Here is a 15722-nt window from a genome sequence, read left to right on the forward strand (position 1 = left end):
CTTCCTAAAAAAATCCCGTCCCACGAGAGGAGACGAGATTTGGAATTGACGTCGAATCACTTATTTAGCTGTTTGAAATACATCCAGGAGCAGCCCTGTGTTTTCCTCCCCATCCGCTTCCCAGCTCGTCGCAAATTTGACGCGGTGAGAAACGCCCAGCAAATCATACGCTTGTACGAGATGCTGCCTCGCAGAACCCACAATCAAGCTGTGCAAGCGAACTTGTTTATGCTGGCCCAAAGAGATGAGTTTTTCTTGGACATAAGGAGATATGCCCCCAATTCCATCCGTTACCATGACAAAATCTGCACCACGCCACGCTTGTTCTTTTTCAACCAGCTCGATGGCTCGTTTCATTGGGGCATCGAAGTGAGTCCCTCCACCAAACGCCATTTGCGCCAAGCCGTAAAAGGCAGGCCAATCTGGCTTTTTGTAGTAGAGCGGTTGTTCTCTGATCTCGCCTTTTGCCCCGAACAAGAGGAGGATAAAATCACGCTTTTCCAGCATCGAGAGGGCGGCAAACGTCATGATGAAAATTTGCGCAAGCCGCAGCTTACTTCCGCGCATCGAATGGGATGTGTCCAGCATGCAGATCACCGGACCTTTTGGCGGTTCTTCTACCCATCCTGAGGTATCGTAGGTCATGAGCTTTTGCTCCAGCCATTTGAGCATGAAATAGTTCTCGAAGTCCGGATCAGCGAGAAGCACGGCTTCACCAGGCAGCATGCGTGCAATATCGCCCGATTGCCGCAAGTCATAGTATTCCTCTGGAAAATGTCTGGAGCGAATTTCTTTGCGCTTCACACGGAAGCGATGGACTTGCCTGCCTACCTCGTTCAGAAAAGCGACCAGGTCAGGATGTCGCTTCAATTTCTCAATCCATTTTAAATACTGCTCAAAGCTTTGCCTGCGCAGCTTGCCAAGCTCATGCCCCCAGCTTCGGTTGGCAAAACGCTGACTGGCCGTAAATACCTCTTCAACAAAAAGCGTATCGAGTTCTTCAGTGGATAGGGTCGCCTTTAACGATTGCTCCAGCCATTGTCCCAGCTCTTTTTCAAAAGCGGCGATCGCTTCCTTCTCTTGCTTTTGCAGTCGATCCAGCTGCTTTTCGCGCTGAGAGAGCTCACCCTCCAATTTTTTCACCTTTTGCAGCAGCTTGGTCCGTTTCGTGAACTGAACTTTCATTTCTTCTTGCAGCTCAGTAATGCGATTTTGCAAGGACAGTACCTCTGCCCGTACTAACGGCTTGGTGTCCATGGCCTCTTGCTTGTCTTCCACGACCCGCTTCCCCTGCTGAAGCGTATAGCCGACTAACTCGAGCTTGGCCTTTTGCTTTTCTGTCAGCAGCTCGGAAAGCTGTGCTTGTTGACTGCCTTCCTGGCCTTGCTGGTCTTTCAAGCCAGTTAAGAGCGGAGAAAGCCGTTGATCCTTCTCCCGCTGCTTCACTTCCTCGGAAAACGTCTCTGTCAGCCACAGCAAGGCCTTGATCGCGGTTTTGAACGAAGCACTTTCCTGCCCGACTGTACGAGGATGAATCATGCGTGTAAAATACTGCTTCATGAGCGTACGAATCATCCAATGATGAAAAGGAGTGGATTCTTGCGTCAGATCGATCTCCGGCTTTTCCAAATAAAAGACGAGGAAAAAATCGGCCAAGAGCTCCAAATCAAACCATGCTGCTCGTACCCGCGCCTCATGAACCCATTCCTGAGCAGTGCGCGAAGAGGCGAGATACGTTTCAAATACATAGCGATCAACACCGCTAGCGCGAATGATCATGCGAACTACCCCCTACAACGTAAAATCATAATCCGCCCCGGGGATTTCCTTGTCAAAAATCGTCCGATACGTGCGCTGTAGCTGCTGCAAAATCCGTTCGCCTTCAATTCGCAGGTACGAATACTTGACTGCGTATTTTTCTACATGGGGAATCAAACGGTTTTTTTCCAGGACATAGGTATGCAGATCGTGCTCCCGCTTCTCCCATTGAATGAGACGATTACGCAAGTCTCGCGCCGTCTCTTCTACCTCTTCGCGACTCTCCTCCAACAAACGGATATTGCGCTCCATCGCTTCCTTGCCCAGCTTTGCGCCCACTTCCTTTTTAAACTGGAACGCATGCAGATCCGATTCTTTTTCCTTCCATTTATCCGCAATTTGTCCGAAGCGCTGGAGTGGTAATTCATTCTCCATATCACTCTTCAGCATTTCCGTAAATTGTTGTTCAAACGCTTCCTGCATGACCGTCAAGTCCTCAGGAACATTCCACAGCATATGCGGAGTGAAAACCGTGTCCCAGATGGTCACCTGCTCACGTCCATGCAAGGCAGCAGAAGTACGCCATACATGCGCGATTTTGCTCCAGCGACGGTCGGAGAGTACATACTCTTTTGCTTCCAGGTCTTGTTTTAGACGGTACAAGAAATAAATGATGGTTTCTGGAATGACCACTTGCTTCGCTGCCGCTTGAATATCCTTCACGTCATACAGCGAGAACACAACAGGAAGAGGCGTCGTTGGCAAAGAAAACATGCGCTCATAGCTTGCGGCATGCTTCAAATAGTGAACCTCATAACGGAACAGGAAGCGGTCATAGAGAGCAGTCAATTGATCATCGTCATCGGGAAGTTCATTCGATGCAGCGATTAAGAACTGCAACGGAACCTCCTCTTTTTCTCTGCCATTGAAATAAATTCGTTCGTTCAATATTGAAAGCAGCGCATTCAGAATCGCGCTGTTCGCTTTGAAAATTTCGTCCAAAAACGCAAACTGCGCGTTGGGCAAATAGCCTGTTGTTTTTCGTACGTATTGATCCAGCTTCAATTGCTGGAGAGAGACCGGACCGAATATCTCATCGGGCGTCGTAAAACGGGTAAGCAAATACTCGAACCAATGTCCCGATCCAAAAAGCTGAGAGACAGATCGTGCTAGCTGAGACTTGGCTGTTCCCGGCGGACCGATTAACAAAGCGTTTTCCCCGCTCATGATGCCGAGCATTAAAAGGCGAATCAGTTCACTTCTTTCCAGGAAACGGCGCTCCAAAAGCTCAATTGCCTGGTCCATTTTACGTTGGATGGGTGTAGTCGAATTCATCGTAGTTGGCTGCACGACGGACTGGTTACGTACGTCGATGTGCCGATCCCCCTCTCTTGCTTGGAACCCAAATATTCGTCATTCATTAATAGTGGCATATCATGGACAAAAATGCCAGTTTTCCAGCCGATCCACTCGCTTGATCTAGGATGTGCGTTCACCCATGGCCTATTTTTCGCATATGTTGTGACATCCAGGTACTTTCATCGGAGTAACGAAAAAGGAGGGTGCGACATGGGAATCGAGCTTTTGTGGATACATGGTGTGTACGTCTTGTTCGTAATCGGCATTATTCTCGTAATGGTTTTGCGAAAAGATACGAGTCTGATCAGTATCGTAGGCATAGCGGTCCTCGGTTTCGTAGCGACCGGATCTGTGACAACAGCTGTCGGCGGAATATTCGGCAGCTTCATCTATGCGATTACCGAGCTATTGCCGACGATTTTAGTCATCTGCATCATCGTTGCCATGAGTCACGTTTTGACGGATACGGGCGTAAATGAAACGATGATTCGGCCGATGACCCATTTGGTTCGAAATCCCACATTGGCTTATTGGGTCATCGGGATCGTCATGATGGTCATTTCCTGGTTTTTCTGGCCTTCTCCAGCTGTCGCACTGATCGGTGCTGTCATGTTGCCCGTGGCATTACGCGCTGGCCTGCCGGCGATGGGTGTCGCCGTTTCGATGAACTTGTTCGGACACGGGATTGCACTGTCCGGCGATTATATTATTCAAGGGGCTCCCACTTTAACAGCCAAAGCCGCAGGGATTCCTGTCTCGGACGTGATTTCGGCCAGTGTCCCCCTCGTTATTATTATGGGCGTCGTGACAACAGCAATCGCATTCTGGTATTTGAAAAAGGACATGAAGCTCGGTGTGCTTGCTTCCCCCAAAGAGACAGTCGTACCCGATGCTGTTTTTACTTCCACACGAGTCCCTTTGTCAGATGGCGTGCGTCGTACGTTGGCTGGACTTGTGCCGGTATTATTTATCCTCGATGTCGTGGCCATGTTTGCTTTTGATTTACGCGGAGGCGATGCAACGGCGCTCGTGGGCGGAACCGCCTTGCTCATTCTCATCATCGCAACAATGCTCGCGCACAAGCAAAGTGGTCTCGAGCAAGTTACAACACATCTCATTCAAGGCTTTCAGTTCGGGTTTAAAGTCTTTGGGCCAGTCATCCCGATTGCTGCTTTCTTTTATATGGGCGACAGTGGGTTTATTAAGGTGTTTGGGGAAGTGCTGCCGCAGGGTTCACACGGAATCGTGAACGACCTTGGCGTGGCGCTTGCACAGACGATTCCCATTAGCAAGGAAGTGGCTGCTCTTACTGTATCCGCAGTAGGTGTCATTACAGGGCTGGATGGCTCAGGCTTCTCCGGGATTACCCTAGCTGGCTCTTTGGCCCAACTGTTCGCAACTGCTTTGGGTGCTGGTGCGGCAACCTTGACAGCCCTCGGACAAATTGCTGCCATCTGGGTCGGCGGTGGAACGATTATTCCTTGGGCATTGATCCCTGCTGCCGCGATTTGCGGAGTAGACCCTTTTGAGCTGGCGAGACGCAATCTATATCCGGTGGCGATCGGACTTTTGGTGACGACAATCGTGGCGATGTTTCTTCTGTAAAATGTCGGTATTTATACGAAAAAGCGAATGGTCACGTGCCATTCGCTTTTTTCTTGATCTGGTTTGGAGATAGACAAGTTTTCTCATTCTGTTTTTTTCCGAGGTTCATACACTTGTACTAGCAGTTATTTGGATGGGAAAGGAAAAAACCAGTATGAAGTTGTGGGGAAAAAGTATCCAGGTCGCAGCAACGTACATTGGAACGGTCGTAGGTGCCGGGTTTGCGAGCGGTCAAGAAATTCTCGCGTTTTTCACCGCTTACGGTCATGCGGGAACGATCGGCATCCTGCTCGCCACATCTCTTTTTGTTTGGCTGGGCTACAAGATGATGCTAATCGCTCATCATTTGCGCACACCCTCCTATGAATCCTTTAATCAGAAACTGTTTGGACCGATGATCGGTCGTACGATGAATATTTTGGTCTTTCTCACCCTTTTTGGCGTAACGACTGTCATGTTGGCAGGAGCGGGCTCAGTCTTGGAGGAGCAGTTTGACATTCCGTATTTGGTCGGGACCATAGCCACTGTTCTGTTCGCCCTGTTGATTCTGCGAAAAGGGTTGGAGCAACTACTCGTCGTGAATGCGATTGTCGTTCCGTCGATGTTATTGTTTGCATTGCTTATATTGCTGGATGGCACAGCCGAATCACCAATGCCCCTCTCAGCGCCATCCGATTACTCGTTTCTATGGAAAACGATCTTGTATGTGTCCTTTAATCTGGCCATGGCCCAATCCGTTCTCATCCCGATCGGCTATGCGATCCGCAACAAGGTTGTTTTGTTTCGGGCAGCCGTTATCGGCGGGGTTGTGCTTGGATTCATGCTCCTTGTCGTCCATACTGCCATGTTGGCCAACTGGGACGATGTCCGTCTCATGAATATCCCGATTCTCTTTGTAACGGACCAATGGAATGAGTGGCTCCAACTGTTCTTTGTTTTCGTGCTCTATTCCGAGATTTTTACCACACTGATTTCCAACGTGTTCGGCATTGGTCAGCAGCTGCGTGAATTATTGAACGTTCCGGAATCGAGGCTTTACCTGTATTTGTTCTCAACTTCTTTTGTATTGTGCCTGATTGGGTATAGTCAGTTGCTCATGTTTTTGTATCCGTTATTTGGGTATTTGGGGTTGTCTACCCTCTGTCGGATTTCGGTTCCAGGGACGATTCCTAAGCATAGATTTTAAAAACGGACGACCACTCTTCCCATCAAGATCAAGAACACATATTGTTCGTGTTTAGGAGAGATACTTACGATAACCAAAAGTATTACCCCCGAGAATTTTTTAACAAAATGAGATGACGGCTCAATATTTACGAACGATTTTAAATTACATTTATATATAGTTCGAATAAATCCTGACCACGTTTCTCAACAGTCTTTCACATATGAACCTATACGTAAAAGCCGACTCTCCATCGTGAAGCAGTCGGCTTTTTACTATAAATGATCAATTGTTCGCGACTCGCTTCTTTGATCATATCTCCAATCATTTCCACCCGCTAGCTTTCAATTTTGTTGATTTGTACCCGCCAGACATATTCGCACTCTCTTTTGGAACTCTTTCATTTATTTACAAACGAATGGTAACATTTGTCACGACTGAACCGTCATATATTAAGGCCAACTCTTCAACCTACTAGAAAGGAATTCCTATCATGAAATTTTCTACCCTGTTAAAAACCATGCTCGCTCTGTTCCTCACCTTCGTCTCTACCTCGCCAATCAAGGCTGAAGAGCAGCAAGACCCATTAAATCCACCACAATTACCAGTGGTTTATCAAAACCTGCAAATCCCGTCTCATTTGACAGAGCCATTCTTTCTTTTCACGAAGCAACCACTTTACAAGCACGATTCACCTCCAAAGACTTACACCATGTCATTGGTTTCACCGTCTGGAAAAGTAATAAAAAGCAAGTACCTCGCTTATAAAAGTGAAGTGTACCCGCTCCGAAATGGGTACGGTTATTTTTATAATGGCAGCTTTTTCAAGCATACGGAATATTTGGTCTACGATAAGCATGGCAAAGTTTCACCGATGGGTACCTGTTGCGATGTTGGTTTCAACCAGATACATGGGGAATGGTTTACGGGCACGGACTACCCGGGAAACTTGCCGTATCTGTACAATGCCAAAACAGGGAAAATTACCAAGAAGTTTCCGGACGCGGATCATCCATTCTACGTAGCCGAACCGACTACGAAAACGTTTGATCCGTACTTCTTGCCCTATGGTGAAATGGTAAAAGACGCAAAAGGGGACGAATACTACAAGATGGGCATGAGAAATATTCATGGAAAAAAACTGAGCAAGCCATTTTTTGATGAATATTTCGGATATGGTGAAGGCTGGCATCGTGTGAAAATAAACGGCCAGACGCATTTTATCAGCAATGAAGGCAAAATTATGCTGAAGCCTTCCCGTAATTACAAAGTCGAATCGAATATGCACAGTGGAGCATTCATTGTCTCAGGCAAGCTGGGGAACGAAGAATTTTATGTGCTGATGAATAAAAAAGGGCTCATTGTTTCCAAAAAGTATGCGTTTATCCGCCCGACAGCTGATGGTCACTTTCTCGCTGTGACGAAAAACAACAAGCAATATACCTTTGCCAAAATAAACGCAGCAGATAAAGTCGTCTCACCTCAACAATATGTGCTAAATAAGCCGGAACAATTAAAAGAGCTCAAACAGACGGGGCAGTTGTTCCATACGGATACCCAGATCATAACGAACACAGCTAACAATAAAAGCTTCAACTTTCCGCATCAATTGTTGATCACCCCTACGAATGAAACAGTTGCCATCGAGTACACCATCTCAGGGACCAAGAAAATAGGCGTGTATACTCATGACGGTAAACTGATCTATGAGGAGATTATCAAATAAGCAGGTACAATGAGCCTGGCTTCTCTAGAAATACTCATGCTAACGAAAAAAGCACGACAATGCCCTGCAAATCAAGGGAAATGGTCGTGCTTTTTCTTATCAAGTTTCCTTGGTCTCCCAAGTGATCACGCAATTATTCCAATCCCGCAGGCTTTTCCCTTCCATCCAATGGATACCAGCGAAGCACATCACGCGGAGGGCTTGCCAACCCTTCCTCTAACAAGACACACTTCCAAATTTCATCACCCGGCCCATCGGTTGTATCGCCGTCATTGATAACAGGACCATTTTCATATACATAGTTCGATATATTACGCAGGAAACTCGCAACTTCATTCGGATCGTAGGCATCCCCATTAAATACCGCCTCATGATCGATCACATCCAACTGTTGCATGCCGACGGTATCCATCAAAAGCCATCCTTCTGGAAGATTGAATAACCGGACATTGGACCACAGCTCCAGCGGAAGAAGCTGTATTTGCTCATAGCGTTGATCGAGCTCTTGCATCAGCTCGGCAGACGCAAGGCACTCTCCATTTGGATTAAAAAAGCAAAGGGCTTCTGGCATTTTCAACAGCGATTCCGCAATAGCAGTGACTGTCTTCAACTCCGGGAGCGGCTCGTAGTCCTCAGGCAGTACAGGAGCCTGATCGTTCGACTCTCCCAACACGAAAGAAGAGCGAATACGGATAAACGCTTTGTGCTCGGATGAGACTTGCCGCCCTTCGGGAAATCCCCACGACTGCTGAGCTGCCCGCTCAAGGCTATTCGAGAACGTAAACGGTCCGAAAAAGCCCATCGACCAAGCGCCAAACAGCATCGTATCTTCTGCCGGATCTCCCATACTATCCGGCCAAGGCTTATCGACGACATCGACCTGAATATATCCGTTTACATCTGGACGGTACGGAATAAGCAAGCTAGGACCGCTGAACACCCATTGGTCGAACGTTTCCATGATGTTGGCAATTTCGAATTGATCCTTGAGCATGTCTGCTATTTTATGAATCGGAACCGCCTCTGACAGCAGGACGGCAACTCCTTGAGAATACATACCTTTTGGCATATCGTCATCTTCTTTCCATTCTATTTTTATGAGGCATGGTGTGCTTTACGTAACTGTAAATCCGATCCCTTGAAGCTCCTTCATCGCTATTTCCAGATCAACTTCCGGATTCAGCTCCATGATCATTTCTTTGGTGATGGAAGTATTTGAATACGTGAAACCAACTAGATCGAGCGGGACTTTCACCTCGTAGTAGGCTTCTGCCCATTCTACATAGTCTTCTGGACTGTCATATATCATCCCAAGCAAAAAATCTGATCCGTCATCCAAGCCTTGCGGATTATGTACGTCTCCTGTTTTCCACACGCGATCAGTAGATTCTCGCCATAAGCAAAACGTAACGTCCTCCTTGGTAACCGCTTCGTCATCGAATCGATGAAGCAAAGCAGGAGGGACTTGCTCGTAGATGCCAGGCCAAACTTCGTATTCTTCTCTGGCATGGGGACTCATTTCCGATTCATGATCGAACCCTTTTACAATGACGCCCTCAGGGGTGAACAGGATGAAAAGATCGTCGCCAGCGCCATTGCTAACGCTCGCGAAGGCTGTGTTTTCATCCCATTGTGGATCGAACTGATATCTGCGCAGCCATTCCTCTTGACACAATACGATATCCAGTGCGCTTAGGATAAGCAGGCGCTGTTTTAATGCTTCGGGCTCTAAGAAAGGCTTAGGCCAAATGCTCATGTTAGATTCTCCTTCAAGTTTCTAGCTACTATAAATAATTCGTCCAAATACTCGTATTTGTCTATGGGACGCCTTTTCTAATCCCAATGCAAGAAACACTCCACGGACAGCTTTTCCGTGCCGCACTCGGGACAAGCTAACGCAAGACCGTGATCAAGCTCCTCATCGACAGGCATAGAAGGCATTTTCTCTGAACATCGTGGACAATCATAGCTGTTCTTATATGTATCGGTATTCGACTCCATATACAAATAGGTGGCATTCAGCAGGTAATTGCATTTCTCGCAAATATACAGACCTTGAAAGCAGCTATGTCTCGTGCTATTGTCCTGCATAAAATCACGGATACGCTCCTTGCCAGCTTCATCCTCGAACCATTCCCATATTTCCGGCAATCGAATATATCTGAATCCAACGCCAACATATATTTTTTGGTTATAGGAACAATGATGACAAAGCAGCTTATAAGCTTCTCCCATACTATTTCCCTCCTCTATTGAGGAAACTTTTTCACTATGTCAAGAATCGATCCAGTAGACTAAAACAAAAATTTACCAGCACCACCACAATAACAGCCCGGACACTAGTCCCACCCAGCTTCTTTATCTCATCTAGATCAAGCGTTGTATGTTTACTGTGAGCTTTTTTAATTGTTTGCACTGCCGAAACATAGTACAAAAAATTGGCTGTTAATGCGAAAAGTACTCGTTGAGTAATTGCGAAGACAATGTATATTTCATAAAAAGTAGCATCATCAAGTCCAACTAAACCCAATAGTAAACCTACACATAGATTCACAGAATAAATAATGATTGCAAGCAGATACATCTTCCGGAAGGCAAACCATGCTTCTCCAAAAAATGCAGCTCCCCAATTCCATGAGAACCCTTTTGTACGCCACACATCCAGATAGTACTTATGGTGGTGGACATACGCAGATAAATAATTTAGCGTTAGTTGAGTGTCCAAGTATTCCCCTCCAATTCTAATCGTGCTTTTCTAACGGATTATTGTAATCTGCCAATCCACATATCGATCTGTTCATCCCCGAAAATGATTGTTTGGACTCCATACCGTGGCTTATTTACCCAAAATTCTCCAATCTCCATCACGATATCGATTGCCATCTCATCTGTTTTTGTAAATAAATCGTCTTCATCTGATCTCCATCTTGACCAAAACAGCCAACACCACTTTGCGACTTCTTCATGGGAGAGTGTTCTCGCTCTTGATCGTTCAAGTAGTTGACGAAGACTCTCTTTGCTATGAGGATATTGCCCCAGATTGATCATGTAATACAGTCACTTCCATTCATGTTGGATCCAACCCCAAAGCTTCAATGCCCTTGAATTATACCAAAAATAACCAACCCATTCGACACCAAACCCGATCTTGACAAAAAGACACTAGTAGAACGACTCTAGTGTCTTTTGAATCCAATATGTTGCCGTATAAACCTAGCTTTTACATACGCGGGCCATCTGTTATTCGGTTTGACTCAAATAATCGCGAAGCTTACCGATCATTTTCTCATCCACATCAAAATCATAGTGAGGCTCCAATTGCTTCCTCAATTTGTCCGCCAGCATCAGCGCATGCGTATAGGCTTGTTCCAATTCCTCTTTCCGCAATCTTGCTGTGATCAATGTGTAATCCTCGTATGCTTCAGGACTCAAGTCTCTCTCCAAATTCTTCGTGCTGTTTAGCCACCGCTCTACATTCTGCTCATTGATTCTAAGGAGCTGCAACATATACTTTTGCACATAGGTTAACACCTCTAAAGATCGTGCGAGTTCTCCTCTTCTCATCACGTTTATTCCCAACAACCAAGCGTTAACAAAGTTATGGAAAGCAAAGGAAACATTTTCATCAGTCAATCTCTCTGGACCTTTGCCCCCTAAATCATCCAGATATTCTCTCAGCATCCCTGTGTTGTCGTAAATAAACATGGAGTTTGTATCAGGGAAAACTCCCGTCGGCTTGAAGCTTTTTATGATTTCGATTTTTGAGGCAGGCAAGAAATGAAACTCACCTCGGATCAAATTAGAAAAAATCACGACTTCCGTTCCATATTCATTGAAAAACATCAAATCGTAAGGAGCAATATTGGCGACCCAATGTTTGGATTGAAATGTCTCAAAAGAAGGATCGTCTATAAAAATATAAAACTCAACATCCGAGTATTGATCCCCCTCGCCCTTTGTAAAGGAGCCATACATCATGCATGATGTAACTTGCTCATCTTGCTCACAAGCTTCTTGAACGGCTTCGATAATCTGCTTCTGTTTTAGCATTTCACACACTCCTTTCAAAAATTTTACAACAGATTTTTCTTTCGGTATACCGTCTACCTAATCCATAAGCCCTTGACTTTCACATTAGCGTGAACGTTTAGACTACATTCTGAAAGATTACTCATTCTCTCAAGGAGGAACAGAAATGAACATCTATACAGGGAAAAAAGCTGTCGTAACTGGAGGTACACATGGTATGGGTTTGGCTGTGGCAAAAGCATTGCTGGCAGGTGGCGCTGAGGTAATCGTTTCTGGCCGCAATCCGAAAAATGCGGAAGAAGCCAAACGTGAGCTGGGCGAACGGGCACAGGTTGTAGTGTCTGATGTTTCAAGCATGAAGGATGTGCAAGCATTCGGAGACTATGTTGAAAAGCATTTCGGCAAGATCGATTTTCTCCATGTGAATGCAGGTACTTCCATTCTGGAACCGTTTTTGGAAGTCACTGAAGAGACCTATGATCGGATTTTTCAAGTGAATACCAAAGGGGCATTTTTCACCGTCCAGCGCTTGGCGACACTTATTCATGAAGGAGGCTCGATCGTATTTACATCTTCCGTAGCAGATGAAGGCGGCTACCCCGGCATGAGCGTATACAGTGCATCCAAAGCGGCATTGCGTTCCTTGGCCTCCGGCTTTGCAGTGGAGTTGCTAGACAAGGGGATTCGCGTCAATGTCGTGAGTCCCGGTTTCATTGATACGCCTTCCATGGGAGTTGCCGGTTTCACGGATGCAGAACGTGCTACTTTCCAGGAGCTTGGCGACAAGGTTACACCAATGAAACGTCATGGTTCATCTGATGAAGTGGCCAAAGCTGTGCTATTCCTCGCCTTTGACGCTACCTTTACGACTGGTGCGAGGCTAACTGTGGATGGTGGTCTCGGGCAAAACTTAAGTTCATTGTAATAAGACAGCCCCGAAGCATCTGATCGCTTCGGGGCTGTGACTATGAACTAGCTCGTAACTTTTTTACCACGTGTAATGGATATTTGCCTCTCCAGCGTTTTCTTCCACTCTTGGAGTGCCTCAATCTGTTCGTTCACTCTGCTGAGCTTTTGTTCGTAAATCGCAAGCATTTCCTCGCAATATTCGTAATCGTCGGGAGATGCAACTTCCCCTCTGAACAACGTTCTGATTTCATCCGCTGTTAACCCCAGCTTTAAGTACAGTTGAATCATCTTGACGCGCTTGACTGCCGATTCATTGAAATGGCGGTAATCATTTTCGAGTCTTTCTGCCTGTAGCAAGCCCTTTTCTTCATAATGGCGGATCGACCGGGTACTGACATTGGTTAATTGTGATAATTCACTTATTTTCACGCGGCAAAGGACCTCCTCACAACAATTGGCTACCTCAATTATATGCGAGTCGAGACGAGGAATGAAAGATGCCGCGTATCAGGATGATTCATAGATGTCGCTGTGTCGTAAATCCTTTCTCCTTATTGGAAAAGAGCAATGTCATTCCCATCAATATGACAAGCACGCCTACTACTGCAAAAGGGAGATGCTTTTCCAATTGGTAAAGACTTGTGCTGAGAATGGGCGCGATCACAGCAGAAATACCTTGGACGGATGCGACAAGCCCCGCTACGCCTCCCTGTTGCTCGCGACCAACTGCTAAGGAAGAGCCAGCCATAAATCCCGGCATCATGAACCCGGTTCCAATACCGAACAAGAAAAAAGCCACGTAATATACGATCAAGTTCATGAAAAAAAGAAAGAGAGCCAAGCTGATGATGACAAGCAACGAACCAATTAGAATAAGTGGTTTTGGCTGCCATTTCGGATTTCTCATTTGGAGTCCTTGCGTAACGATCATCGCTACTCCGGTAATCATGAGGCCAACTGAAATCATGCGAGCGGTTTCCTTCGTCGTCAAAGACAACTGGTCCTGAAAATAAAACCCACCCACGACCTGCAAGGTAACGATACTGACCATTGTCGCCAATCCAGCAAACAAATAAAGCGTTAGGCCTTTTTGAAAAGGATTCACCTTGGGTAGTTTTTCTTGAATAACTGGTTTGTGAGCAGGAATCAAGAAACTGACGACAAGCAAAGCGACAATCGGTAACAGGGCGCCAATGTATAACGGCCAGATGAGACCGATAAGCGCAAAGGCTCCAGCAATCGCCGGGCCAAGAACAAGCCCCATCCCATTGGCGGCGCCGATTAACGCCATACCTGCTGCTCTGCCTTTTTCATCCGTGACGTCCGCCATGTACGCCTGAGCCGCCGAAGGAACGGCCGGAATAAACATCCCGATTAATCCACGAGCCATAATCAGCAAAAGAACCAGTAATCCACCTCCTATGAGCTGCGACAAACCCGCATACATCGTTGCCGTGAACAGGACATAACTCACGAACATTCCGATAAAGCCAATGACAATGACTGCTTTCCTTCCCCTTCGATCGCTTAACCGTCCCCAAACGGGTGCCATCACAGCCATTGCAATGGAGCCGAGTGAAATAATGATGCCAGAATGGATTTCATTGAGTCCCAATTCACGAATGAGCGGGGGCATCACAGGAGCAATAATCATCAAGCCTACCATCGCGACAAACACACTTAAAAAGATGCTGAACCGTATTCGAAACATTGTACATCTTCTCCTTCCAGACGTTCGCATTAGAGAAATCGTAAAAGAAATGCATAACGGCTGCTACCTCTGAGCGGAGAATTTATGCCCCGAAACGGATTATTCTACTTCTCTCCTTTTGAACATTTTTGCATGATCGGGCATTGCTCCTTTGAACGGACCACATCGATGGCGCACGATTCGTGACTTCTTCAAGTAATGCTTTGAAATGCTCAAGCTGGCTTATTTTTTTGTTGATTTCTTCTATTTTGGCAAGGGCCAGCTGGTGCATTTCCTGAGTGGGAAGCTCTTCGTCTTTTTTGTACAGAATCAAAAGGTTTTTGATCTCTTCTAAGGTAAAGCCAATTTCCTGAGCACGTTTAATAAATTGGATGTCGGTAACGGTTTGCAGAGGAAACATGCGGTAGCCGGATTCATTCCGAGGGGCTGTGGCAATGAGTCCCCTTTTTTCGTAGTATCTGACTGTTTCAATATGCACATTGGCTTCACTTGCCACTTGGCTTCTGGTCAATCTATCCATTTTTTCCTCCTCAATCGGTATGAGAAAGGCTGTAGTTAGGTACAGAGTCAATCAGCAAAAATGAGACTTCCAGTCAGCATGTAATAACGCCCCAGGAAGTCTCATCTGCACTTCTACTATGTTTCTTTTTTCTACAGCTTTACTACCATTTTTTCTTAGGTATCGGTTTGCAAGGCGGCGGAAATGTCGGTTTTGGTGGTGGTGTCGGTGCTGGTGTTGTTGGAATAGGAACTTGCTGATCCTGCAAAACCTTCAGGCCAAGACGCAGAACGATTTTTTCACGAACGGTCGAGAATGTCTTGGTTGTGTCTTTGCACCGCTTATTTTCCAAACCGATGTCTAATTCGGTGAATTCCGTGAATAGCAGCTCACAATACGGTCTTTCGTTGTAAAATTTTCGGTTGCCAAACAAACCTACGTTAATCTTTGCCCCATGACCCGATTTATTCAGATATTCTCCGTGTGACTCGAAATCTGGTGCCAGTTGCAAAGTCGGTCCTGTAGCCGGAAAGGTCAGATCCGTACAGAAATCGAATGGGATCAGCGCCGTTGTATGTCGTACATCACCGCATACAGCACTTCCCGTTACTTGATCGACTGTGGTGTACTCGATATTTTTGCGAATAAAACCACTGACGAACAACTTTGCAGACAACGGGTTGAATGTGGGAACCAGCTCACATTGCTCCAAAATGACACTCTTTAATACCCGAATGATCTCAAGTGCAGGCCTTTCCAAATGGACATTAGCCTCCACACAGACGACAACAGCCGTTTCTGCCAACGTTACAGGTACTTTAATTGTTTTAGGAAAAGCGGTTTCGGTTGAAGCCATTCCGAACACACGGGCGTTTTCCACCGTGCAGCTATTTTGCGTAACTTGAGTTTGGCCACATTTACAGCCATCGCCATGTATACCCATTTTTACTCTCTCCTTTAT

16 protein-coding genes are annotated in these 15722 nt (G+C 46.1%); 4 read left to right on the plus strand and 12 right to left on the minus strand.

Translation table 11 applies throughout. From position 1 onward, the window contains the following. Window positions 1-60: 60 nt before the first annotated feature. Together FB479_RS24395 and FB479_RS24400 are read right to left on the minus strand one after the other, a co-directional pair. Window positions 61-1779, minus strand: a complete 1719-nt coding sequence (locus FB479_RS24395; protein WP_142067003.1) for a hypothetical protein — start codon at window positions 1777-1779, stop codon at window positions 61-63. A 12-nt stretch (window positions 1780-1791) separates the two neighbouring features. After that, window positions 1792-3093: an AAA family ATPase gene (locus tag FB479_RS24400; RefSeq protein ID WP_142067004.1), complete on the minus strand. Its 1302-nt coding sequence runs from the start codon at window positions 3091-3093 to the stop codon at window positions 1792-1794. Window positions 3094-3327: 234 nt separating this feature from the next. Between FB479_RS24400 and FB479_RS24405 the strand changes: the two genes are divergently transcribed. The 3 genes from FB479_RS24405 (at window position 3328) to FB479_RS24415 (ending at window position 7613) form a co-directional block, all read left to right on the plus strand. Then, window positions 3328-4722, plus strand: a complete 1395-nt coding sequence (locus FB479_RS24405) for a hypothetical protein (RefSeq protein ID WP_142067005.1) — start codon at window positions 3328-3330, stop codon at window positions 4720-4722. A 154-nt stretch (window positions 4723-4876) separates the two neighbouring features. Continuing rightward, on the plus strand, window positions 4877-5908 hold the full coding sequence (locus FB479_RS24410; protein ID WP_142067006.1) for a YkvI family membrane protein: 1032 nt from the start codon (window positions 4877-4879) through the stop codon (window positions 5906-5908). A gap of 472 nt (window positions 5909-6380) precedes the next feature. Further along, on the plus strand, window positions 6381-7613 hold the full coding sequence (locus FB479_RS24415; protein ID WP_142067007.1) for a hypothetical protein: 1233 nt from the start codon (window positions 6381-6383) through the stop codon (window positions 7611-7613). Between the two features lie 133 nt (window positions 7614-7746). Here the strand turns inward: FB479_RS24415 and FB479_RS24420 are convergent, their stop codons facing one another. The 6 genes from FB479_RS24420 to FB479_RS24445 form a co-directional block, all read right to left on the minus strand. Continuing rightward, window positions 7747-8682 carry a DUF4261 domain-containing protein gene (locus FB479_RS24420; protein ID WP_106655392.1) on the minus strand — a complete coding sequence of 312 codons (936 nt, stop codon included), beginning with the start codon at window positions 8680-8682 and terminating at the stop codon, window positions 7747-7749. 45 nt (window positions 8683-8727) lie between these two features. Next, window positions 8728-9369 carry a hypothetical protein gene (locus tag FB479_RS24425; RefSeq protein ID WP_142067008.1) on the minus strand — a complete coding sequence of 214 codons (642 nt, stop codon included), beginning with the start codon at window positions 9367-9369 and terminating at the stop codon, window positions 8728-8730. 77 nt (window positions 9370-9446) lie between these two features. Beyond that, on the minus strand, window positions 9447-9848 hold the full coding sequence (locus FB479_RS24430; RefSeq protein WP_142067009.1) for a hypothetical protein: 402 nt from the start codon (window positions 9846-9848) through the stop codon (window positions 9447-9449). 34 nt (window positions 9849-9882) lie between these two features. After that, the gene (locus FB479_RS24435; RefSeq protein ID WP_106655394.1) at window positions 9883-10338 is read right to left on the minus strand and encodes a DUF2628 domain-containing protein; all 456 of its coding nucleotides are present in this window, start codon (window positions 10336-10338) and stop codon (window positions 9883-9885) included. A 38-nt stretch (window positions 10339-10376) separates the two neighbouring features. Further along, window positions 10377-10661, minus strand: coding sequence for a hypothetical protein (locus FB479_RS24440; RefSeq protein ID WP_142067010.1), 285 nt, complete (start codon window positions 10659-10661; stop codon window positions 10377-10379). Window positions 10662-10853: 192 nt separating this feature from the next. Beyond that, a complete protein-coding gene (locus FB479_RS24445) occupies window positions 10854-11663 on the minus strand; it encodes a nucleotidyltransferase (protein ID WP_142067011.1) in 810 nt (269 codons plus the stop codon). Between the two features lie 145 nt (window positions 11664-11808). Here FB479_RS24445 and FB479_RS24450 point away from each other — a divergent pair, with 145 nt between their 5' ends. Continuing rightward, on the plus strand, window positions 11809-12567 hold the full coding sequence (locus tag FB479_RS24450) for an SDR family oxidoreductase (RefSeq protein ID WP_142067012.1): 759 nt from the start codon (window positions 11809-11811) through the stop codon (window positions 12565-12567). A 47-nt stretch (window positions 12568-12614) separates the two neighbouring features. Here FB479_RS24450 and FB479_RS24455 read toward each other — a convergent pair whose 3' ends face one another. The 4 genes from FB479_RS24455 to FB479_RS24470 form a co-directional block, all read right to left on the minus strand. Beyond that, window positions 12615-12980, minus strand: coding sequence for a MerR family transcriptional regulator (locus tag FB479_RS24455; RefSeq protein WP_142067013.1), 366 nt, complete (start codon window positions 12978-12980; stop codon window positions 12615-12617). A gap of 88 nt (window positions 12981-13068) precedes the next feature. Next, window positions 13069-14262 (minus strand): MFS transporter, encoded by a 1194-nt coding sequence (locus FB479_RS24460; protein ID WP_106655399.1) that lies wholly within the window; start codon window positions 14260-14262, stop codon window positions 13069-13071. Window positions 14263-14344: 82 nt separating this feature from the next. Then, window positions 14345-14782, minus strand: coding sequence for a MerR family DNA-binding protein (locus tag FB479_RS24465; protein ID WP_142067014.1), 438 nt, complete (start codon window positions 14780-14782; stop codon window positions 14345-14347). 142 nt (window positions 14783-14924) lie between these two features. Further along, on the minus strand, window positions 14925-15704 hold the full coding sequence (locus FB479_RS24470) for a CsxC family protein (protein ID WP_142067015.1): 780 nt from the start codon (window positions 15702-15704) through the stop codon (window positions 14925-14927). Window positions 15705-15722 lie beyond the last annotated feature (18 nt).

This window comes from Brevibacillus sp. AG162 (assembly GCF_006715575.1).
Taxonomy (GTDB): Bacteria; Bacillota; Bacilli; order Brevibacillales; family Brevibacillaceae; genus Brevibacillus; species Brevibacillus brevis.

Coding starts and splice junctions, on each gene's coding strand:
- FB479_RS24395 (WP_142067003.1), bottom strand. CDS start 1,779: ATGATCATTCGCGCTAGCGGTGTTGATCGCTATGTATTTGAAACGTAT.
- FB479_RS24400 (WP_142067004.1), bottom strand. CDS start 3,093: ATGAATTCGACTACACCCATCCAACGTAAAATGGACCAGGCAATTGAG.
- FB479_RS24405 (WP_142067005.1), top strand. CDS start 3,328: ATGGGAATCGAGCTTTTGTGGATACATGGTGTGTACGTCTTGTTCGTA.
- FB479_RS24410 (WP_142067006.1), top strand. CDS start 4,877: ATGAAGTTGTGGGGAAAAAGTATCCAGGTCGCAGCAACGTACATTGGA.
- FB479_RS24415 (WP_142067007.1), top strand. CDS start 6,381: ATGAAATTTTCTACCCTGTTAAAAACCATGCTCGCTCTGTTCCTCACC.
- FB479_RS24420 (WP_106655392.1), bottom strand. CDS start 8,682: ATGCCAAAAGGTATGTATTCTCAAGGAGTTGCCGTCCTGCTGTCAGAG.
- FB479_RS24425 (WP_142067008.1), bottom strand. CDS start 9,369: ATGAGCATTTGGCCTAAGCCTTTCTTAGAGCCCGAAGCATTAAAACAG.
- FB479_RS24430 (WP_142067009.1), bottom strand. CDS start 9,848: ATGGGAGAAGCTTATAAGCTGCTTTGTCATCATTGTTCCTATAACCAA.
- FB479_RS24440 (WP_142067010.1), bottom strand. CDS start 10,661: ATGATCAATCTGGGGCAATATCCTCATAGCAAAGAGAGTCTTCGTCAA.
- FB479_RS24445 (WP_142067011.1), bottom strand. CDS start 11,663: ATGCTAAAACAGAAGCAGATTATCGAAGCCGTTCAAGAAGCTTGTGAG.
- FB479_RS24450 (WP_142067012.1), top strand. CDS start 11,809: ATGAACATCTATACAGGGAAAAAAGCTGTCGTAACTGGAGGTACACAT.
- FB479_RS24460 (WP_106655399.1), bottom strand. CDS start 14,262: ATGTTTCGAATACGGTTCAGCATCTTTTTAAGTGTGTTTGTCGCGATG.
- FB479_RS24465 (WP_142067014.1), bottom strand. CDS start 14,782: ATGGATAGATTGACCAGAAGCCAAGTGGCAAGTGAAGCCAATGTGCAT.
- FB479_RS24470 (WP_142067015.1), bottom strand. CDS start 15,704: ATGGGTATACATGGCGATGGCTGTAAATGTGGCCAAACTCAAGTTACG.